This window comes from Candidatus Thermoplasmatota archaeon (assembly GCA_035541015.1).
Taxonomy (GTDB): domain Archaea; phylum Thermoplasmatota; class SW-10-69-26; order JACQPN01; family JAIVGT01; genus DATLFM01.
Genome location: DATLFM010000071.1, coordinates 1 through 19,273, shown reverse-complemented (window position 1 = coordinate 19,273; position 19,273 = coordinate 1). Strand labels below are relative to the sequence as shown.

Below are 19,273 nucleotides of genomic sequence, written 5' to 3'. Positions count from 1 at the left end.
AAGTGGACGGGGGCCGTCGCGGCCCCCGCCTGGCCCCTTCCCGTTGTCGAATCTATCGGCGCTTCTTCGCGCCGCCTTTCTTCTTGGCGGTCTTCTTCTTCGCGGTCTTCTTGCGGGCTGCGCCCTTGCGCATGGTCTTTTTCTTCGCCATTTTCGTACCCCTCTTCTTGCTGGCACTCTTCTTGAGCTTCTTCTTGGCCTTCTTGGCCTTGGCGCGGGCGGGCTCCATGACAAATCCGGGCTCGGGGCCGGCCGGAGGCGCGGGAACGGGCGGCGTGAGCAGGTCCGTGATGCGGTCCAGCGCCGACGGCTCGGGAGTCACGGTCGTCGGCGCGGGCGCAGGCGTTTCTTCCACTTTCTTCGGAACGACGGGATCGGCGGCCAGAGCCATCACCGCGCGAGGGTACAGCCTCGCCGCTAAAACGGGTTTCGCTTTGAATCGGCCCTCGCGCGGCTACTTCGGCGTCGCCGTGAGCGCTTCGACGAGGGCATCTCCGAAGGCCGCGGCCGCTTCCGGCCCGCTGGCGGTGATGATGCGCCCGTCGCGCACGAGCACGTCGGAGGCCAGGGTGGCTCCGCCACGCCGCAGCTCGTCCATCGCGCCTTCGCCGTCGTAGACCGTGGCCTTCTTGCCCGCCAAAAGTCCCGCCTTTGCGAGGACGGCCGGCGACAGGCAGATGGCGGCGACGACCTTTCCCAAGCGGTCGGCCTCGCGCACGAGCCCGTGGAGCGTCTGCGAGGTCCAAAGGTGTCGCGGGCTGCCGCTTCCGCCCACGACGACGACGGCGTCGTAGTCCTGGACCTTCAGTCCCTCCAGGCTGCTCCCAACGTTCACCTTGAGGCCAAGCATGCCTGTCGCCTGCACGACTTTGGTCGAAGCGACCTTGACGACCGCGCCCTCGCGCTCGAGAATCCGCCGCGGCTCGGCGTACTCCTCGTCGCGGAAGTTCTCCGGCGCGATCACCATCAGGACCTGCTTGCCCAGAAGCTTGCCCGGCATGCCGACACCCGCATCCGCATCCGGGCGCGCGGGCTTGAGCCTGTGCCCGCAATATTTAAAGGGCGGTCGGCGGTATTCGCGCCGCACCAGCCCCGTGGTGTAGCGGCCAATCATAGGAGACTCTGGATCTCTTGACCCTGGTTCGAATCCAGGCGGGGCTACTTCCTTCGGCCATCGGCCACAGCCGATGGCCGCGGCGATTGTGGGGTTCCCCGCCAGGATTCGACGAGCGGGATCGCCGACGCGAGGCCAAAGGCCGAGCAAGGCGATTCCGCGAAGCCGGCGGACGCGCAGCGGCCGACGGCGAAGCGGAACCGCGAAGCGGTTCCGCGAAGTCCGACGGTTCGGTCGCCGCGAGGCGGCGGGCACCGAACCGGAGGAAGCGTCGAGCGCAGCGAGACGCTGCGAATCCAGGCGGGGCTATGCCGAAGAGACCGATCCAGGCGGGGCAATTCTACGAGGTCGGATCGGCCGCGTGAAGGCTGGCGGCCTCGATCGCCTGCCCAACGAGCAACGCGCGGGGCGGGCCCGGCCGGGGATCGGCGACCGCATGCAACGCGATGGCCACGGCGCGCTGGTCGGCGTGACGGAAGGTGGCCGCGCAGCGTCCCGAGCGGCCCGTGAGCGCGCCGTCGACGATCTCCTGCGCGGCCGATTGACTTTGCGGCACCACGACGTCGAGGAGCCGCCGGCCCGCAAGCGACGAAGGCTTGTGACCGAGGTGCACTCGCCAGGCGGAGTTTGCTTCGACGATCCGCCCGTCGGCGTTCACGACGCAAAGCAGCGCCCCCACGGCCTCGATCGCCGCCTCCACGAGGGCGCGCTCGGCGTAGCTCGTCGCCACCTTGGCGCGCTCGGCGGCAAGCTCGCCGCTCAGGCGCTCCTGCGCGGCGGCATGCGCCTCGGCCTCGCGAGCGACGACGGCGACGGCGCCCGGGGGCTCGGCAAGGGCGGTGGCCAGGAAATCGAAGCGCCCCGTGGGCGTCCAGACCTCAAGCGCCTCGCCGTACCCCTGGGTCCGGACCCGCAGCACGAGATCGCGCAGGGCCACGACCACGGGAGTCGAAAGGACGTCGGCGACGGCCAATCCCGCAACGACGGGCCCACGGAAGGTCCGTTCGAACGCCACGTTCGCGTACACAAGGCGGAGCTCCTCGCCGCCCAGGATGCAAAAGGGGATCGGGATCTCGCGCAGCAGGGCCTGCGGACGCAATCCGGTGACCGTCTCGATTGCCTCCGTGGACGCTCCGAGCGGCAAGAACCTCGCCCCAGCGAGGACACCCGTCGCGTGGGAAAAGCGAGTGTCTGTGGGCAAATCACGGACACGCGGCGAGCCGCGCTAAGCCGTATCCACGAACAGGAACCGGCGCACCGCGGGCTCCGGCGGCCGTTCGCGCGAGAACCAGAGGTCGACCTTCGCCGTGTCGTGGTTGTGCGCTGCGACGTCCGGCGGGTGGCTGTCGCCCGTGGGCGGGCCGTTGAACGGGTCGGGATGCCGCTGACCGTTGGCCCGCACCGCGTCGAGCGCGTCCAGGCGCACGAGGTTCACGAAGTTGTACCGGCGCGACAGCGTGGGATCGAAGGCGTCGGGGCCCACGGCCACGACGAAGATGGGCTCGGTCCCGCAGCCCACGCTTGCGGAGACGAGCGCGACCGCGACCCCGCAGCCGTCGTACTCGTAGCGGTCCACGATCCACGACTGGGCGTTTGGATCGACAAACGCGTAGCTCTCGACGTACCGCGCGCGCTGCAGATGCCGCCGCGGATCGTCGTCGCCGGCCTCCGTGGCAAGCACGAAGTTGCCCTGCGCCTCGCGCGAGAGCGTCACGCCGGGGAACAGCTCCTCGTCGTTGAACCACAGAACGCCGCGGACGGTCGTGCGGACCTCGGCCGTGCCGGCGACGGCGGCAAAGGAGACGGTCGATTGCCGGACGATGTCGGCGAGGACCGTGTGGCCCTCGACGACCGTCGCCGACTGCGTCCGGACGGGGCTTCCTCCGGCCAGCGCGACGGGGACGAGGACGAGCAGGGCAAGCGCAAGGGTCATCGTGAGGCGGCGCACGGCAAGCCTTCCGTCGCTTCGGGAGGATGTATGTGACGGAAGTTCGGGTTTGGACTCCCGCCCGCCGGGGACTTTCGGATGCAACTCACGCCGGTGACAATTCGAGGTATCGGGTGACAGTTCCCCCGCCCGGCCGTTTGATCGGGGGCCGCGCAGGGGGCCGATCCGCCACGTTCGTCCCCCCAAGCACAAACCGACGCCGCGCGCCAACCTCCGGCATGCCACCGAACTCCGCACGCCCGCCCGCCACGTTGCCGGTCGCCGTGCGCGAGTACAAGCGGCCGGACCTCACCGGATGCACGCTTGTCGTGAGCGTGCCCCACGTCGGCATGGGCAACTCGGTCGTCACGGACTTCCTGCTCGACAGCCTGCGCATGGACCAGATCGCCGTCGTCGACTCGGAGGGGTTCCCGCCTGTGGCCCTCGTGCACGACGGGCGCCCGCGCTTCCCGCTTCGCATCCACGCGAGCGTGGACGATCGCGTCGCCGTCGCCCGGAGCGAGATCCCGCTCCCCGCCGCGGTCTGCCGAGCGGTCGCGCACGCCCTCCTCGACTGGTCCGTGGATCGACGCATGCGCGCGATCGTCGCGATCGACGCGCTTGCCGGCCACGCCGATCCGAGCGCCGACGGAGGACCTCCGCCATTGTGGTTTGCCGCGCGCGGCTCGGAGGCCCGCGAGCGCGCGATGTCGGCCGGCCTTCAGGAGGTCCGCGAAGGCCTCCTCTCCGGCATCCCGGCCGTGCTGCTCACCGAGAGCCGGTTCGCGGGCGCCGAGGTCGTCGGCCTCTTCGCCGAGCTTCGCGAGCCGCTCGACGACGCGCGCTCCGTCCCCGCCCTCACGCAGGCCGTCTCGGAGATCCTGGGCGGCCTGCCGCTCGACTTCGCGCGCCTGGAGCGCGAGGTGGCCGACGTCGAATCCCGGGTCCGCAGCCTTCAGGAATCCGCGCAGCGCGAGCTCGAACGCCTCTCTGCGCCCGCGCTGCGGGACGCGATGCCGATGTACGGGTGAGGATCAAGCGCCGCGGCGCTTGGCGGCGAGGTTCGAAAGCGCCTGCGCGAAGGACCTTCGCAGCGTGCGCGCGGGCCAGCGCTGGAACATCGAGAGCTTGACCTCCTTGGGGAACGACCACATGGCGCGGATGCGGACCTCCGTCTCGCGCGACTCCGGGTGGTCCCGCGGGTGGTGGTTGAGCGCGACGTCGAACAGGAGCGTCGCGATGCCGCCGAGGCGGTTCTGCGCGCCCGTGACGAGGCTCAAGCTGAACACGCTGGGCTCGACGGCGTAGGAGAGCGTGAACTCGGCGTGGTGGCCGTCGTCGAACCGCACGCGCAGGCGCGTCCCCACCCCCTCGGATTTGCGCTCGAGCACCTCGACCGACGCGACGCCGGAGAACCACGCCGGCCAGCGCTCGAAGTCGAGAAGCTCCGGATAAACGTCCACGGGCTTGCCCGGAACGACGCCCACCACCGTGAGATCGTCCTTCTGCTTGGCCATCAGCTTCCCGAGCGTGCCCATGGGCGGGCAAACCCGAAGGGCGCATATACGGTTTTCGGGCATCCGGGGCCGTGCCCCCGCGCTCCGCGCCGCCGCCCGAGGCCGCGCCCGCACCGCTTGCGCGCGCCCTTTTGCGATGGTACGCGCGATCCGCGCGCGACCTCCCGTGGCGCCGCACGCGCGACCCGTGGGCCATCCTCGTCTCCGAGGTCATGCTCCAGCAGACGCGCGTCGCCACCGTCCTTCCCCGCTACGCGCGGTTCTTCGCGCGCTACCCCACCCCCGCGCGCCTGGCGGCCGCAAGCGAAGACGAGGTCGCGCGGGAATGGGAAGGCCTCGGCTACTACCGGCGCGCCCGCGCGCTTCGCGCGGCCGCCGCGCGCATCGCGCGCGACGGCTTCCCGCGCACCGTCGAGGGCCTCCGCGCGCTGCCGGGCGTGGGCCGCTACACGGCCGCCGCCGTCGCCGCCATCGCCTTCGACCGCCCCGAGCCGCCCGTCGACGGCAACCTCGAGCGCGTGCTCTGCCGGCTCGACGCCGTGGGAGACGACCCGCGCGTGCCCGCCGCGCGCGCCCGCCTCGAAGAGCGCCTCCGCGCGATCCTCGCGCACGGCCAACCCGGCGCGCTTGCGCAAGCGTTCATGGACCTTGGCGCAACCGTGTGCACGCCGCGCGCGCCCGCGTGCGGCGCCTGCCCGCTCGCGCGGGCCTGCCGCGTGCGAGCGACCGGGGACGCCGAGCGCTACCCGCGACGGAGGCGAAGAGCCGCGCGCCCGACGCAGGACATGGTATTCCTGCGCATCGGCGCGGGCGACCGCGTCCTGCTCGTTCGCCGCGGGCCGGGCCTCCTTGCGGGCCGATGGGCCATGCCGGGCGCCGCGCGGACGGGCCGCCGGCGCGCCGCGGACGTGGCGGCCGCGTTGCTTGCGTCGCTGGGCATCGAAGGGCAAGTGCGCGCGTGCATGGCGCGCGGCGTGCACGAGTTCACGCACCGCCGGTGGCGTTGGCAAGCGTGGGACGTGGAAGCGCGCGAGGCGAGCGCGGCCGCGGGGCGATGGTTCCGCAAGCGCGAGCTCGCGCGCGTTCCGCTCGTGGCGTTCCACCGGCCGCTCCTCGAATGATGCATACATGCGTATACGTGTGTATACATCGGCGGCGCCGGTTCAGTATTCGGGCGGCGCGTAGACGGTGAGGAAGAAGAGCGGTTCCCGCCCCACGCTTTTCACCCAATGTTGCACGCCGGCGGGGACGACAAAGAGCGTGCCCGGGGGCGCGCGGCGTTCCAACGGCGTCCGCTCGCGCCCGTCGGCCCAGATGCGAACGAGCGCCTCGCCCTCGACCACGTGGAAGATCTGGTCCGCCTCGTGGGTCTCGGGCGGGCCGGCCTCCTCGCCGGGCGCGACCGTCATGACGGCGGTCTGGCTTCGCCTCGTCTGGTGGAGGACTCGGAAGAACGCGCCGCGCGCGGAAGACAGCGGCGTCCAGAGGACCTCGTCGGCGGAGGCGGCGGGCATGTCCGTTCCATCGGGAGGCGTCGGTTTCAAGGTTTCGGGGGCGCTCGGTGGCACGGGTTTGCATGGTCGACGCGACGCTTCTCAACGTGGCCACGTTGCTCTCGGTCTCGGTGCTGGCCTTCTCCGTGCTTCTTGCGGTCGTGGGGGCGCTGTCGTGGCGCCGCTTGCGCTCGCAGCGCCTGGCCTTCGTCACGGCCGCGTTCGTGGTGCTTGCCGCCAAGGGCGCGCTGTCGAGCTACCGCGCGATCGTGGAGCTCGCGCCCGATCTTGCCGTCTCCGGCCTCGATTTCGCCGTGCTGGGCCTTTTGTATCTTTCGATCGCCAAGAGGTGAGCGGGGATCCAGGATCCCGCCGAGGCGCTCGAGCTCGAGACGCGCCGCCGCATCTTCGATCACGTCGCTGCGCATCCGGGCGATCACATGCGTTCCATCCAGCGGGAGCTTGCCCTGGCCGGCGGCACGCTGTCGTACCACCTCGACCGCATGGTGAAGCTGGGCCTCCTGTCGGTGCGCGACGACGGGCACTTCACGCGGTACTACGTGGCGCACCAGCTGGGCCGCCGCGAGAAGGACGTGATGGCGGTGCTGCGGCACGCCGTTCCGCGGCGCGTCGTGGCGCATCTCCTGCTGCATCCGGACGCAAGCCACGGGGAGATCCTGCCGCACGCCGGCGTGGGCGCGTCCACGCTGTCGTTCCACCTGAGGCGCCTGCTTGAGGCGGGCGTCGTGGCGCAGCGGCGCGACGGGCGCGAGAACCGCTACTTGGTCGTCGAGCCCGATCTTGTGGCAAGCGTGCTCGTGCGGTACAAGGCGAGCTTCGTCGACGACGTGGTGGACCGGTTCGCGGAGGCGTGGTTGGAGCTTGCGCCGCCGGAGGGCGGAGAGGAGGAGCCGCCCCCCGGCGAGCGCGGATGAAGGCAGGGCGTCAGCGGCGGCGGAAGAGGACGTAGGCCGCGACGCCGGAGAGCGCAAACGCGCCGACCAGGCCCGCGAGCGCGCTTGGGGGCGCAGGGACGGCCACCCCGGCGATCTCGATGGCGTGGACGCTCCAGTGGTTCACCGACACGAGGACCTGCCATCCGTCGGGTCCCCTGACGACGCAGTACTCGGGCGTGCTGTCGTCGGTCGCGTCCAGGCAGTCGGCGAGGCCGCCTTGGGCCTGGACGATGGGGACCTCGACGAACTCGCCCCCGACCTCGTCGAAGTACCGAAGGCTCAGGTCGTCGGCGCGCAGGACCGCGCGGTCGACGTTGATCACGAAGGTTTGGCCCGGGATGCCGCTTGCGCCCACGACAAAGCGCAGCGCGTCCGCGCGGCGGTCGAACGCGAGCGTCACGTCCTCGAGGACCGCGACGTCGACCGCGTCGCCGCCAAGGACGGTGATCTCGGCGCCGACTTTTCCTTTGCCCTTGGCGCGCTCGATCTCCTCGCGGTGGAGGTTCGCCGCCTCCGGGAGGAGCGGGTTGCGCGCGTGCACGACGAGGTGGGCGCGCGCGTCGAAGGCGACCGCGTTGCCCTCGATCGTCGCGTTCGCGGCCGCAAGCGTGGCGCGAAGGCCGGGGCCCTCCGCGAGGACGGTCCCGTTCTCTTCGGTGAGGTTGAGGCCCTCGGCAAACGCGATGCGCCCGCCGGCGTCGGCGCGGATGCGGAGCGCAAGCGCGGGATTGTCGTGCGCGTGGACGGTGGCGTTTTGCCATTCGAGCGCAAGCGCGCCTCCGTGGAGGCGCGTCGCGACGAACGCGCCCGCGTCGGCGACCGTTACGGCCTCGGCAACGAGCGCGCCCGACACGGCAAGGTCGCGCAGCGTGCCGTTTTCCGCGTCGAGGACGAAGGAGACGTGCCGGCCGGCGACGAGATCGCCGTCGGTCTCGAAGTGGCCCATGCGCGCGGCGCGCCCGGCGCCTTCGACGGCCTGCGCGTGCTCCGCGCGTCGGGCCTCGTCGTAGGCGCGCTGCCGGTCGCGGACCTCCTGCATGCATCCGGACCGGTTTTGCGGGTCGTCCGCGCAGGCTTCGCGCGCGCTTCGCTGGGATTCCTGGAACTCGCGGCGCTCCTGCGCGCTCTCGCGGGCGGCAAGCGAGCGCTCCTCGCTCCGCTCCTCGCCGGCGGCGCGGTGCTCGGCGGGCGGATGACCGGGGTGAGCCTGCGCCATCGCGCCGGCCAAAAACGCGGCGATCACGAGAACGGAGAGCAGCCGCATGCGAACCACGGGCAGGACTTCGCCCGCCCGCCTTAAATAGGGTACGGTGCAAGCCTCGAACCGACGCGCGGCGAAAAGCCCGGAGCCCAATCCCGAAGCCTTATGGGCCGTTGCGGCAGTCGCGCCGCCGTGCCTCGTTTCGCGATCCTGCTCGCCGCGCTCTCGGCCTTGTCCGCGCCCGCGTGGGCGCACGGCGGCGGCGACGTTCTGCAGACCGGCGTTGCGCTTGCCCCCGGCGAGTGGGCCGAGATCGACCTTCGGATGGACGCCCACGCCATGATTTCGTACGCGTGGCGATCCACGCCCGCCGTCATCGCGTTCGACCTTCATTCGCACAACGAGACCGACGTCGTCCGCCACGCGAACCACACGGGCACGAACTTCACCTCTTGGTTCGCGGCCCGAGCTTCGGGCCTGTTTTCGATGTACTGGCTCTCGCCGCCGGGCTCGGCGCCGACGCAGATCAACGTCACGATCGTGGGCGACTTCGAGTGCGCGAGCTCGTCGCCCGGTGGCCTTTGCGCCGGCTCGGGCGTGCAGACGGACGATTCGAATCCCCCGCCTCCGCCGCGGACCCCCGCCTGGGAGGCGGCGTGGCTTGCCGCCGCCGTCATGGGCGCGGCGCTCTTCGCACGTCGGCGAGGTCGAGGGCGAAGTCGATCGCCGTGACGCTGTGGGTGAGCCGCCCCAGCGAAACGCGGTCGACGTGCCGCGCGTAGCGTTGTGCCTCGTCGGGGTCGACGCCGCCGGAGGCCTCCAGGAACACGTCGGGGTGGCGCGCGCGGATCTCCTTGGCCACCGCCGCGAGCGCGGTGGGGTCGAAGTTGTCGAGAAGAAGCGCCCGCGCGCCGGCGGAAACGGCCGCAAGCGCCTCCTCGCGGGAGCGGGCCTCCACCTGGAAGGGCCGGTCGGGGAACCGTTCCCGCACGCGGCGGACGGCCTCCTCCACCGAGCCTGCGACCTCGATGTGATTCTCCTTCACGAGGATGGCGTCGTCCAGGCGCATGCGGTGCGGATGCCCGCCGCCCAGGACGACGGCCTTCTTCTCGAGCTCCCGGAGACCGGGGGTCGTCTTGCGCGTGGCCGCGACCTCGATCTTCGGGTTCGTGGTGCGGCAGCGCTCGACGACAAGGCGCGTGGCCGTGGCGATGCCGGAGAGCCGCATCAGCAGGTTCAGCGCCACGCGCTCGCCGGAGAGGATCGCGGCCGCGTCGCCCTCGATCGCAAGGACTGTGGCGCGCGGCGGCACGCGGTCGCCGTCGGCGACGGGTCGCGCGACCTTGAGTCCGAGGTGCGCGAAGACCGCGGCAGCTTCTTCGCCGCCGGCCAGCACGCACGCCTCGCGCGGGAAGACGACGGCCTTCGCGCTCTCGCCGCGGACGACGGCCTGGGAGGTGAGGTCGCCCTGCCCCAGGTCCTCGTCCAGGAAACGCCGGAGGGCGTCGGCCATCCGCAAGCCGATTTGCCCCCGGCATAAAAGGATGTGCCCCGCCGCAACGCGCGGCGGGCCCTATTTCCGGATCTTCAGGTACGGCAGCCGCAGTTCCTCCGGGTCCACGAGGTCCATCCCGCCGGGTCCGGAAAAGGGCCGGTGGCCGACCCAGTCCACGCGCTGGCCTTGCCCGTCGTCGGCGGCCGTCAGCAGCAGGCGCGTGGCGGGCTCGCCGGCCGGGTACGTGCTCTTCAGCAGCAAGGCGCCGTCCACGAAAACGAGCACGCGCCCACTCGCGTGGACGATCCGGACGTGATAGTCGATGGGCAGCCAGACGAAGGGCGCGCAGGTCCCCCCGGTGCCCGACTGGTAGCACAGATCGTTGCTGTCCACCCGAAGCTCCACGCGGTGCCAGGTCGTCCAGTGCCGGTTGGGATCGTAGCGGAAGGAAACGTAGAACTGCTTCCACTCTTCGCGCACCGTCCACGGGTTCCAAAGCATTTCGAAGATCCCGTCGCCGATCGGAAGGTCGGCTCGCGACGCGAGGTTCGCATACCAGAACCCGGCGCGCAAAACGAGCCGGTCGTCCTCGATGCTGGCCCCGTCGGCCTCCGACCAGACCGGCCGGAACCCTTGGCGGAAGTTGTCGCAAAACCGCGCGCCCGTGCAGACGGCAATGTCTTCGACGGGCTCGTCCACCCACCAGGGCACGACGGCGGCGGCGGGAAGCGGCAGGATGATCGCGATCAGGCAAGCGAAGGACGTCCAGCCTAGCGGGCGCATGACGCGGACTTGCAACCCGGCGTCTTAAGCCGACTGCGCGCTTCCTTGGAGGTGCGCCTGGCAGGGGGCGTACCGGCGCCGCCCGGCTTCGACGCGCTCGGCGAGCTCGCCCGAGGCAACGAGCCGACGCAAGTGGTAGTGCGCATGGGAGACGCTCAGGCCAAGCGTGCGCGCGTAGTCGGCCAGGCATCCGTCAGGCTCCGCCTCCACGGCCTGCCGAACGCGTCGAGCTGTGGGAGAAACGTCCGCGTTGCCGATCGTTGGCGTCCCGCCATAGGCGGGGACCCAGGCGACGGCGCGGCCCCGCCGGATCGGCCGGACGAGACCCTCGCGTTGCATGGTGCGAAGATGGAAGACGACCGTGGTTCGGTTGACCCCGAGCTCGCGCGCGAGCTGGTTGGCCACCACGACGTGCCGTCCCGCGAGCCTGCGGTGGATGGCAGCGCGCGCCGAGTGGTCGAGGGCGCGCGCGGCGTGGATGCGATGATAGAGACCAAGGAGCAGGGCGGCGGCCACGGCGCCGACGACGACGAGGAGCGGAACCTCGTCCTCCGCGGCCGGCGCTACGGCTCCGGAGGCGGCCGTGGAAGCGCCCGCCTGCGCGGGCGCGAGGGACTCCGTTCGAACCGCGGCGTCCATGTCGGCCGGAAGCGCGCGGCCCGATTGCAGCACGGATGGATGCAAGCCGTGGCCGGCGCTCTTGCTTGGCGCGCTGGCGCTGCCGGGCACCGTGGCCCGCGCGACCGGCATCGCGGCCGTGGGGGAGTCGGCCAGCGTCACCGACTCCTCGATGCGGAGGCTCGCCGGAATCGTAACCGCCAGAGCCGGCGTGGTGGCGCGGACTCCAAGCAGGGATGGGAACTCGGGAACGCCCACCGTCACCGTCAACGGCTCCAGGTGCCTTGCTGCCATGTCCGCATGCGCTTGGAAAGTGGCGGTCGGCACCTTCTGCTCCACGTGGCCCGCAAGCAGCACGAGAAGGTTGGCCGCGGCGCCCCACGGGTCGATGGAAAGGTAGCAGTTGCGTCCATATGCGCTGCAGGAGACGGCGGGGCAACCGCCACCGCTGCACAGCTCGTAGACGAATGAGCCCCCGCCGTTGGGTCCGCCGGAGAAGGCCGGATTCGCGGGGCGGCACAATCCGTCGTCGCCGGAGAGGAATCCGCAGTCGGGCGCCGTCACCGCGGGACGTTCTCCAAGCTCCGCAGCCGCAGCGCGCAGCGGACCTGCGAGCAGCTCCCCCACGGGGACCGAAGCGTGCATCGCCGGGAGCGAGAGCTCGGAAGGATCGAAGGAAACGGTCGTGGACTCGACGCTGGCCGCGGGCAACCGAGCTTTGCGCTCGATCCCGCGGTCCTCGAGGACAACAACGGTCCCGCCCGCACGTCCTCCCTCCACGAAGAATTCGGCTTCGAGCACGGTGCCGGCAGAGGCGGCCGGGATCAGCGCGAGCGCGCAGGCAAGCGCCGCAAGTGGCCAAGGCGTGCTCCCCGGAACCATAGCTCTCCCGTTCTGCCGCTCGGCCTGCAAGTTCTTAAGGGTTGTTGTCAGGTTTTTGGAGCGCCCGTACCCATTCGACCGCCGCCACAACCCTTATCTTGGCCCCCCTAGTACGTTTCGACCATGGACCTCCTGATCCTGGGCTGCGGCGCCATTGGCGCGGAGCTCGCGCGGGCGGCCGAGGCCGTTCCAGGCATCGGAAGGATCTACCTGTTCGACGGCCACCGCGAGCGTGCCGAGCGGCTGGCGGGGCAGCTCATCCGGGCTCGGGTCGTGGACGACGTGGACGAGGCCCTGCGCCTGGTCGACCTCGTCGTCGAGGCGGCAAGCCAGGAGGCGGTCGTCCGCTACGGGCCGCGCATCCTCGACGCCGGGCGCGATCTCATGATCCTCTCGGTCGGCGCCTTGAGCGACCCCAAGTTCCTGCACGAGGTCGAGCGCCTGGCGCGCCAGCGGCATGCGGACGTCTGGGTCCCCAGCGGCGCAATCGCGGGCCTGGACGCGCTGAAGGCCGTTCGCGCCCGCGCGACGCGCGTCGAGCTCACGACGTCCAAGCCCCCGGAGGCCCTTGGCCTTCCCAAGGGATCGGCCCGCAAGGTGCTCTTCGAGGGCAGCGCCAACGACGCCGTGGCGAAGTTCCCCCGCAACGTGAACGTGGCCGCCTCGGTCTCGCTGGCCGGCATCGGCTCCGAGCGCACGCTCGTGCGCGTCGTCTCCGACCCGGCGCTTGCCCGCAACGTGCACGAGCTTATCGTCGAAGGCGACTTCGGCCGCCTGGTCGTTCGCACCGAGAACGAGCCCTCCCCCGAGAATCCGGCCACAAGCCGCCTCGCGTACCTCTCCGCCATCGAGATGCTGCGGTCCTTCTCCGACCCGCTGAAGGTGGGAACCTGACGGCGGAGGCCGTCCAGGACGTCGGCGCGACGCAGGCGCGCGTCCGCGCGCTCGCCCGCGAGCGAAACGCCGTCATCCTGGCCCACAACTACCAGTTGCCCGAGGTGCAGGACGTCGCGGACTTCGTAGGCGACTCGCTGGGCCTTTCCAAGGAGGCCGCGCGGACGGGCGCGCGGGAGATCGTCTTCTGCGGCGTGCACTTCATGGCCGAGACGGCCGCCGTGCTCTGCCCGGACAAGCGCGTCCTCCTGCCCGACCTCGAAGCGGGCTGCTCGCTTGCGGCCACGATCACGGCCGAGGAGCTTCGCGCCTGGAAGCGCGAGCACCCGGGGGCAGTCGTCGTCACCTACGTGAACACGACGGCCGCCGTGAAGGCCGAGAGCGACTACTGCTGCACGAGCACGAACGCGGTGAAGGTCGTCGAGTCGATCCCGAAGGACAAGGAGATCCTCTTTGCCCCCGACATGTTCCTCGGCACGTGGGTGAAGCGCGCCACGGGCCGCGACAACGTGCGCGTGTGGCAGGGCGAGTGCCACGTGCACGCAGGCATGACGCCGGCGGAGCTTCGCGCGCGCATCCAGGGCTACGAGGACGCGGAGTTCCTCGTCCACCCCGAGTGCGGCTGCGTGACAAACGCGATGCTCCTCATGCAAAGCGGAGCCATCCCCGCCGGCCGCATCGTCAGCACCGAAGGCATGGTGCGGCGAGTCCGCGAAAGCCCCGCCCGCCGCTTCGTCGTCGCCACCGAGACCGGGATCCTCCACCGCATGCGCAAGGAGGCGCCCGGGAAGGAGCTCGTCCCGCTCAATCCGCAGGCGGTATGCCAGTATATGAAGCGAATCACGCTGCCGAAGGTCGAGCGCGCGCTGCAGGAAGGCGTGCACGAGGTGCGCGTGGACAAGGCCGTGGCCGAGCGCGCGCGGCAGGCCATCGAGCGGATGATCGCGATCGGGTAAGGCCGCCCGCGTTCAGGCGCTCGTCGCCCGCACTTGCAGCCCGCCGGCAAGGTTGCGAGCGGTGATCTTGAGCGTCCAGGTGCCCGGAGCGCCCGTGCTCGTCACGTCGTTTGTCTGCTGGCCGCCGGTGCCCGACAGGTCGCGGTTGAAGACGACGTTGCCGGACCCGTCGCGGACGGTGATCGTGGCCGACCCCGCGCCGCCGAACTGGACGTGCACGTTCGCCTTCGTGCCGCCGTTGCTCCAGGTGGTCGAGACCTCGCCCGACCCGGCGCCGCCGAAGCTGCATTGCACGCCGTTTCCCACCTGGTTGCAAGAGGAGCCGCCCGCAAGGCATCCCGAGAGGGCGACGGACAGCGCCAAGACGACTACGATCCTTCCGAGCATCGAAGCGGGCACTTTCGGAGGTTCGCTTAAGAGTTCCGGTCGGATCGGCCGACGGCCTTTAGCCTGGAAGCGGATTCCCCCGCGTGGGCATCACCTTCGAGACGCGCGACCGCGACGGCCTGGCCCGAATCGGACGCCTCTCCACCGCGCACGGGACCGTCACCACCCCGACGCTGCTTCCCGTCGTGAACCCAAACCTCCGCACGATCGAGCCGGCCGAGCTTCACCGCATGGGCTTTGGCATGGTCATCACGAACGCCTACGTGATCCGCTCGAAGCCCGAGCTTGCCTTGCGCGCGCGGCAGGAAGGCGTGCACAAGCTCCTTGGGTTCCCCGGTCCCGTCATGACCGACTCCGGGACGTTCCAGATGTACGTCTACGGGGACGTCGAGGTGACCAATCGCGAAATCGTCGAGTTCCAACGGGACATCGGCGTGGACGTGGGCACGATCCTCGATCTCTTCTCCACGCCCGACCGCACGCACGCGCAAGCCCGCGCGGACGTGGACGGAACCGTCGAGCGCGCGCGCGAGGCCGTGCCCCTTGCCGGCGGCATGGGCCTTTCCATGCCGGTCCAAGGCTCCGTGCATCCGGACCTCCGGGAAGCGTGCGCGCGAGCGTACCGCGACCTGCCCGCGGTCGTGCACCCCATCGGGGGCGTCGTTCCCCTCATGGAGCAGCAGCGGTACGCGGAGCTTGCGGAAGCCATCCTTGCCGCCAAGCGCGGGCTGCGGCACGGCCGCCCCGTGCACCTCTTTGGCGCGGGGCATCCGATGATGTTCCCGCTGGCGGCGCTGCTTGGCTGCGACCTCTTCGACTCGGCCGGCTACGGCAAGTTTGCCCGCGACGGCCGCCTCATGATGTCCTGGGGCACGGTGCACCTCGCGGATCTCGAGGAGCTTCCGTGCGCCTGCGCGGCCTGCGCGGGGACGACCCCGGCGGAGCTTTGGGCCATGCCCGCCGCGCAGCGGGAAGCGCGCATCGCGCGGCACAACCTTCTCACCGCCGCCGCGGAGCTCGCTCGCATCCGGGAGGCGATCCGGCGCGGCCGCCTGTGGGAGCTCGTGGAGGAGCGAAGCCGCGCGCACCCCTCGCTCCTCTCCGCGCTGCGCGCCGTCGCCGGACACGCGGAGTGGCTGGAGCGCTTCGAGCCCCTTTCGCGCCCGTCCGCGCTCCTGTACACCGGGCGCGAGACGCTCCGGCGCCCCTCCGTCTTGCGCGCCCGGCGGCGGCTCTCGGAGCGCCTCACCTTCCCCGGCGCGAAAGAGGTGGCGCTCCTTCCCGCGCGCGGAAAGCCGTTCTCCTCCCACTGGGGAATGCATTGGGCCCCCGCGCGCTCGCGCGGCCTGGCGCTCGCGTGTCCGTCCATCTTCGGGCCAGTGCCGCTGGAAGCCGACGAGATCTGGCCGTTCTCGCAATCCGTCGAGCTTCCCGAGGACGTGGGCGAGGAATCGGCCCCGTGGAACCACGCGTTCGCCTCGTCGCACGATCTGGCGCTCGTTCCCGTCCCACCCGAGCTTGCGCAGGGCGGGACCGAGGGCTTCGACGCCGCGCGCGTGCGCGCCACGATCGAGTACCAATTCGGCCGCGAGGCCGCAGGCCCTCTCCTTGCCGGCAAGATGGATCTCGTGAAAGCGCGCAACGGACGCATCCGGAACGTCCTTGTCGACGGCGAGCACATCCTCTCGATCCGGGCGGAGGACGGCCTTGCCACCCTGCGACTGCCCGGCGCGCGCCGCCTGCACGCGGTCGCGCCTCCGGCGCTTCGTGTGACCGTGACGGACGACGCGATCCCCTTCGTGCGCGACGGAAAGAGCGTCTTTGCCCGCTTCGTCCAAGATGCCGACCCGGAGCTTCGACCCTTCGACGAATGCCTGATCGTCGACGCGCGGGACCGCCTGCTGGGCCACGGCGTCTGCCTTCTCAACCGGGAGGAGATGCTCGACGCCGAGCGCGGGATGTGCGTCAAGGTGCGCGAGGGCGTCGGATCGGCCTAGGCCCCGCTCCCGGGGCCGTTGCTCCGAAGCTCGCGCATCGTCGTCACGCGCTCGGCAAACGCGTTGTGCTTGTGGATGGATTCCTCCGCCTCGCTTCGGGCCGTCACGACCGTGTCGTCGGGAAGGTCGCCGTAGCGCCGGACGACGGCCGCCAGCATCTCGCGCACGACGTCCTCGACGAAGCGTGGATTCTCGTGCGCTCGGATCACAAGGCGCGCCTCGTCACCGCGCTTGAGGTACTCGAACGTGGGGGCCGAGAGCGCGTCCTCGCAGATGCCGATGAGGTCGTTTGCCTCCACGCCGGCGCCGTGCCCGTCGTCGCAGTCGACGAGGAGGAAGGTCTTGTTGCGCTGGTTGTGTGTGATGAAGGGCCCCACGGCGGGCGAGCCTTCGCCCAGGATCTCGCGCGTGGCCTCCATGGCGCAGGGGCAGGCGTTCACGCCAAGGACCTCCACGCCGATCGAGCGTCGAAGGCCGCCGTCGCGGCGGGCGACCGCGCGGGCGACCAGGCGGTAGTTCTCCATGCTCTTCACGCCCGAGGGAAGCCTGCGCTCGAGGAAGTAGTCGGCCTCGGCGGCGATCTCGGCCATGGTCGCGTATTCGTGGCGCTTGAGAAGGCTCTCGGTCACGACCTGCGCGAACTCCTCGAGGCTTCCCACGGGCTCCCGCGCCACGAGCTCGATCGTCTCGTTGATGGCCTCGACGTTGCGGCTCATGTGGCTTCCCCGCTGGCGGGCGGGCAGGTCCACGGCCGCGGCGATCTCGGGGATGAGCGTGTAGGGCTGCGCGTGGCCCGGGCGGCGGACGTGCACGATCTTCTTGATGCCGGAGACGCCCACGCGCGTGAGCGGGAACTCGTAGCGCGCGCGCAGCGACTGGACGTCGGGAAGTTCCGCCATGGTCGTGCCCAACGTTGCGAAAGGCCCCTCGGTTTTAAGGGTTTGCCCGGGGGCGCGCGCTGAGGGGTCCCCGAAACCCTGATAAGCGCCGATCCTGTCTTTGCGCCCGTGAACCTGCGCATCGACGGCTGGCGCAAGGGCATCCGGTTCTCGGCAAGCCACCTCATCCCCGGCCACGAGCAGTGCGGCCACATGCACGGCCACACGTACGCGATGCACGCGGTCATCGGCGGCGAGCCGGTCGGCCACGGGTTCATCGTGGACTTCAACGAGGTGGTCGCCATCCTGAAGGGCCTGGCCGACCGCTTCGACCACCGCCTTCTTCTTCCCACGCGCAACGAGCGCATCGAGATCAAGGAGAGCGCCGACGAGATCGCCTTCTTCGTGGGCTCCCGGCGCTACGTGCTGCCACGCGATGACGTCGAGCTCCTGCCGCTTGCAAACGTGAGCGCCGAGAACCTGGCCGACCACGTCTGCGGCGAGCTCGCCCGCGCGCTCGCCGGGCGGCCCAACCTTCGCAGGGTGGAGGCGGGCGTGGACGAGGGGTACGGCAAGGGCGCCTGGGCGGAGAGGGTCCTGTGACGACGCCCGCCAAGAGCGCCGTGGTCCTCCTTTCGGGCGGCATGGACTCGGCCGTCGCGGCGGCCATCGCGCGCGCGGACGGGTTTGGCCTTGCCGCGCTCACGATCGACTACGGCCAGCGCCACGCGCGCGAGCTCTCCGCCGCGCAGGCGCTCGCGCGGGCGCTTGGCTGCCTCGACCACCGGGTCGTGCGCGTGGACCTGGGCGCCATCGGGGGAAGCTCGCTCACGGACGCGCGCATCCCCGTTCCCAAGAACCGGGGACCCGACGACATCGGCACCGGCATCCCTTCCACGTACGTCCCCTCGCGCAACATCGTGTTCCTGGCGGTGGCGGCCGGGTACGCCGAGGCCATCGGAGCCGGCGCCGTGTACATCGGCGCCAACGCGATCGACTATTCGGGCTATCCGGATTGCCGGCCGGGCTTCCTCAAGGCCTTCGAGGACGCGCTCGCGTTGGGCACGCGCGCCGGCAACGAGGGCCGCGCCATCCGCGTGCTCGCGCCGCTGCTGCAGCTCTCGAAGGCCGACATCGTGCGCCGCGGCCGGGAGCTTGGCGTTCCCTTCGAGATCACCTGGTCGTGCTACGAGGGCGGCGAGCGGCCCTGCGGCCGTTGCGACTCCTGCCTGCTGCGCGCCAAGGGATTCGCCGAGGCCGGCGTGGACGATCCGACCGTCGCTGCCGGCGGAGCGCGCGGGCGGACCTAGCCCAACCCTTTAAGCGGGGGAATGGATGGTCGCCCCGATGCGCGCCCCGGCCGTCGTCGCCGAGAACCTTTCGAAGTCCTACGACGGGACCGGCTCGCCGGTCCCCGTTCTTCGCGGCGTGAGCCTCTCCGTCGCGCCGGGCGAGTTCGTCGCCGTGACCGGTCCTTCGGGATGCGGCAAGACCACCCTTCTCAACTGCCTCTCGGGCCTCGACGCGCCCACGTCGGGACGCGCGCTCCTCTCCGGCCACGATCTTGCCGCGCTCTCGGACGACGAGCGAACGCGCCTTCGCGGCCGCAAGGTCGGCTTCGTGTTCCAATCCTACAACCTCCTGCCGGTCCTCTCGGCCGTCGAGAACGTGGAGCTTCCCCTCCTCATCGCCGGCCAGGCGGAGACGCAGGCGCGTGCGGAAGCGCTCGCCACGCTTTCCGAGCTGGGACTTTCGCACCGCGCGCATCACCTGCCCAAGCAGCTTTCGGGCGGCGAGCAGCAGCGGGTCGCCATCGCGCGGGCGATCGTGCACCGGCCGGAGATCGTCTTTGCGGACGAGCCCACCGGCAACCTCGATTCGGCCACGGGACGCTCGATCCTGGAGCTTCTGGCCAAGACGCGGCGCGCGCGCGGCGTGACGCTTGTCGTCGTGACGCACGACGCGTCGGTCGCCTCGCTTGCCGACCGGGTGGTCGCCATGGAATCCGGCCGGATCCTTTCGCACGCGCGGCCGGCCGGAGGCTAGAGGCGTGCTCTGGGAAGCCACCGTGGGCGCCGCGGTGGCCGCGCTCGCGGCGGTCGCGCTCGTCGCCGCGCGCGAGCCGCACGTTGCGCGGCTGGGCCTCCGCAACGCGCGCCGCAGCCGGCGCGCAGC

The 19,273-nt window shown here is 70.9% G+C and carries 23 protein-coding genes and 1 tRNA gene; 12 read left to right on the top strand and 12 right to left on the bottom strand.

What is annotated here, in order from left to right; genetic code table 11:
* Positions 1-52: 52 nt before the first annotated feature.
* Both VM681_06385 and VM681_06380 read right to left on the bottom strand, forming a co-directional pair.
* Positions 53-394 (bottom strand): hypothetical protein, encoded by a 342-nt coding sequence (locus VM681_06385; GenBank protein ID HVL87616.1) that lies wholly within the window; start codon positions 392-394, stop codon positions 53-55.
* 60 nt (positions 395-454) lie between these two features.
* The gene (locus VM681_06380) at positions 455-1,000 is read right to left on the bottom strand and encodes a DJ-1/PfpI family protein (GenBank protein HVL87615.1); all 546 of its coding nucleotides are present in this window, start codon (positions 998-1,000) and stop codon (positions 455-457) included.
* A gap of 88 nt (positions 1,001-1,088) precedes the next feature.
* Between VM681_06380 and VM681_06375 the strand changes: the two genes are divergently transcribed.
* A tRNA-Gln gene (locus VM681_06375) sits at positions 1,089-1,161 on the top strand.
* Between the two features lie 293 nt (positions 1,162-1,454).
* On the opposite strand, the gene VM681_06370 is transcribed toward VM681_06375, so the two are convergent.
* Both VM681_06370 and VM681_06365 read right to left on the bottom strand, forming a co-directional pair.
* Complete coding sequence (locus VM681_06370) at positions 1,455-2,258, bottom strand: PAS domain-containing protein (protein HVL87614.1); 804 nt, start codon at positions 2,256-2,258, stop codon at positions 1,455-1,457.
* A gap of 81 nt (positions 2,259-2,339) precedes the next feature.
* Positions 2,340-3,062, bottom strand: coding sequence for a hypothetical protein (locus VM681_06365; GenBank protein HVL87613.1), 723 nt, complete (start codon positions 3,060-3,062; stop codon positions 2,340-2,342).
* 218 nt (positions 3,063-3,280) lie between these two features.
* Between VM681_06365 and VM681_06360 the strand changes: the two genes are divergently transcribed.
* On the top strand, positions 3,281-4,072 hold the full coding sequence (locus tag VM681_06360) for a PAC2 family protein (protein HVL87612.1): 792 nt from the start codon (positions 3,281-3,283) through the stop codon (positions 4,070-4,072).
* Positions 4,073-4,075: 3 nt separating this feature from the next.
* Here the strand turns inward: VM681_06360 and VM681_06355 are convergent, their stop codons facing one another.
* Positions 4,076-4,579 carry an SRPBCC family protein gene (locus VM681_06355; GenBank protein HVL87611.1) on the bottom strand — a complete coding sequence of 168 codons (504 nt, stop codon included), beginning with the start codon at positions 4,577-4,579 and terminating at the stop codon, positions 4,076-4,078.
* Between the two features lie 50 nt (positions 4,580-4,629).
* Between VM681_06355 and VM681_06350 the strand changes: the two genes are divergently transcribed.
* Positions 4,630-5,679: an NUDIX domain-containing protein gene (locus VM681_06350; GenBank protein ID HVL87610.1), complete on the top strand. Its 1,050-nt coding sequence runs from the start codon at positions 4,630-4,632 to the stop codon at positions 5,677-5,679.
* A 42-nt stretch (positions 5,680-5,721) separates the two neighbouring features.
* On the opposite strand, the gene VM681_06345 is transcribed toward VM681_06350, so the two are convergent.
* Positions 5,722-6,072, bottom strand: a complete 351-nt coding sequence (locus VM681_06345; GenBank protein ID HVL87609.1) for a cupin domain-containing protein — start codon at positions 6,070-6,072, stop codon at positions 5,722-5,724.
* 62 nt (positions 6,073-6,134) lie between these two features.
* On the opposite strand from VM681_06345, the gene VM681_06340 reads away from it, so the two are divergent.
* Together VM681_06340 and VM681_06335 are read left to right on the top strand one after the other, a co-directional pair.
* Positions 6,135-6,404: a hypothetical protein gene (locus tag VM681_06340; protein ID HVL87608.1), complete on the top strand. Its 270-nt coding sequence runs from the start codon at positions 6,135-6,137 to the stop codon at positions 6,402-6,404.
* Between the two features lie 87 nt (positions 6,405-6,491).
* Positions 6,492-6,986 (top strand): transcriptional regulator, encoded by a 495-nt coding sequence (locus tag VM681_06335; protein HVL87607.1) that lies wholly within the window; start codon positions 6,492-6,494, stop codon positions 6,984-6,986.
* Positions 6,987-6,996: 10 nt separating this feature from the next.
* Here the strand turns inward: VM681_06335 and VM681_06330 are convergent, their stop codons facing one another.
* On the bottom strand, positions 6,997-8,280 hold the full coding sequence (locus tag VM681_06330) for a hypothetical protein (protein ID HVL87606.1): 1,284 nt from the start codon (positions 8,278-8,280) through the stop codon (positions 6,997-6,999).
* 120 nt (positions 8,281-8,400) lie between these two features.
* Here VM681_06330 and VM681_06325 point away from each other — a divergent pair, with 120 nt between their 5' ends.
* A complete protein-coding gene (locus VM681_06325) occupies positions 8,401-8,940 on the top strand; it encodes a hypothetical protein (GenBank protein HVL87605.1) in 540 nt (179 codons plus the stop codon).
* Here the strand turns inward: VM681_06325 and nadC are convergent.
* From nadC to VM681_06310, 3 genes are read right to left on the bottom strand one after another with little or no spacing between them, the layout of a single operon-like run.
* Positions 8,882-9,721 carry a carboxylating nicotinate-nucleotide diphosphorylase gene (gene nadC, locus VM681_06320; GenBank protein ID HVL87604.1) on the bottom strand — a complete coding sequence of 280 codons (840 nt, stop codon included), beginning with the start codon at positions 9,719-9,721 and terminating at the stop codon, positions 8,882-8,884. The genes VM681_06325 and nadC overlap by 59 nt on opposite strands.
* 60 nt (positions 9,722-9,781) lie before the next feature.
* Complete coding sequence (locus VM681_06315; GenBank protein ID HVL87603.1) at positions 9,782-10,486, bottom strand: hypothetical protein; 705 nt, start codon at positions 10,484-10,486, stop codon at positions 9,782-9,784.
* Between the two features lie 24 nt (positions 10,487-10,510).
* The gene (locus VM681_06310; GenBank protein ID HVL87602.1) at positions 10,511-11,986 is read right to left on the bottom strand and encodes a hypothetical protein; all 1,476 of its coding nucleotides are present in this window, start codon (positions 11,984-11,986) and stop codon (positions 10,511-10,513) included.
* 123 nt (positions 11,987-12,109) lie between these two features.
* Here VM681_06310 and nadX point away from each other — a divergent pair, with 123 nt between their 5' ends.
* On the top strand, positions 12,110-12,880 hold the full coding sequence (gene nadX / locus VM681_06305) for an aspartate dehydrogenase (GenBank protein ID HVL87601.1): 771 nt from the start codon (positions 12,110-12,112) through the stop codon (positions 12,878-12,880).
* Positions 12,877-13,836: a quinolinate synthase NadA gene (nadA, locus tag VM681_06300; protein HVL87600.1), complete on the top strand. Its 960-nt coding sequence runs from the start codon at positions 12,877-12,879 to the stop codon at positions 13,834-13,836. The genes nadX and nadA overlap by 4 nt, the downstream gene beginning before the upstream one ends.
* A gap of 12 nt (positions 13,837-13,848) precedes the next feature.
* Here the strand turns inward: nadA and VM681_06295 are convergent, their stop codons facing one another.
* On the bottom strand, positions 13,849-14,223 hold the full coding sequence (locus VM681_06295; protein ID HVL87599.1) for a hypothetical protein: 375 nt from the start codon (positions 14,221-14,223) through the stop codon (positions 13,849-13,851).
* An 83-nt stretch (positions 14,224-14,306) separates the two neighbouring features.
* On the opposite strand from VM681_06295, the gene tgtA reads away from it, so the two are divergent.
* Complete coding sequence (gene tgtA, locus VM681_06290; protein ID HVL87598.1) at positions 14,307-16,220, top strand: tRNA guanosine(15) transglycosylase TgtA; 1,914 nt, start codon at positions 14,307-14,309, stop codon at positions 16,218-16,220.
* Here tgtA and mptA read toward each other — a convergent pair.
* A complete protein-coding gene (gene mptA / locus VM681_06285; GenBank protein ID HVL87597.1) occupies positions 16,217-17,119 on the bottom strand; it encodes a GTP cyclohydrolase MptA in 903 nt (300 codons plus the stop codon). The two genes, tgtA and mptA, sit on opposite strands and share 4 nt — an antisense overlap.
* A gap of 108 nt (positions 17,120-17,227) precedes the next feature.
* Here mptA and VM681_06280 point away from each other — a divergent pair, with 108 nt between their 5' ends.
* The 3 genes from VM681_06280 to VM681_06270 are packed head-to-tail and all read left to right on the top strand — an operon-like array spanning position 17,228 to position 19,144.
* Complete coding sequence (locus VM681_06280; GenBank protein ID HVL87596.1) at positions 17,228-17,701, top strand: 6-pyruvoyl tetrahydropterin synthase family protein; 474 nt, start codon at positions 17,228-17,230, stop codon at positions 17,699-17,701.
* Positions 17,698-18,408 (top strand): 7-cyano-7-deazaguanine synthase QueC, encoded by a 711-nt coding sequence (gene queC, locus VM681_06275; protein HVL87595.1) that lies wholly within the window; start codon positions 17,698-17,700, stop codon positions 18,406-18,408. The genes VM681_06280 and queC overlap by 4 nt, the downstream gene beginning before the upstream one ends.
* A gap of 37 nt (positions 18,409-18,445) precedes the next feature.
* Complete coding sequence (locus tag VM681_06270) at positions 18,446-19,144, top strand: ABC transporter ATP-binding protein (GenBank protein ID HVL87594.1); 699 nt, start codon at positions 18,446-18,448, stop codon at positions 19,142-19,144.
* The last annotated feature ends 129 nt before the right edge of the window (positions 19,145-19,273 follow it).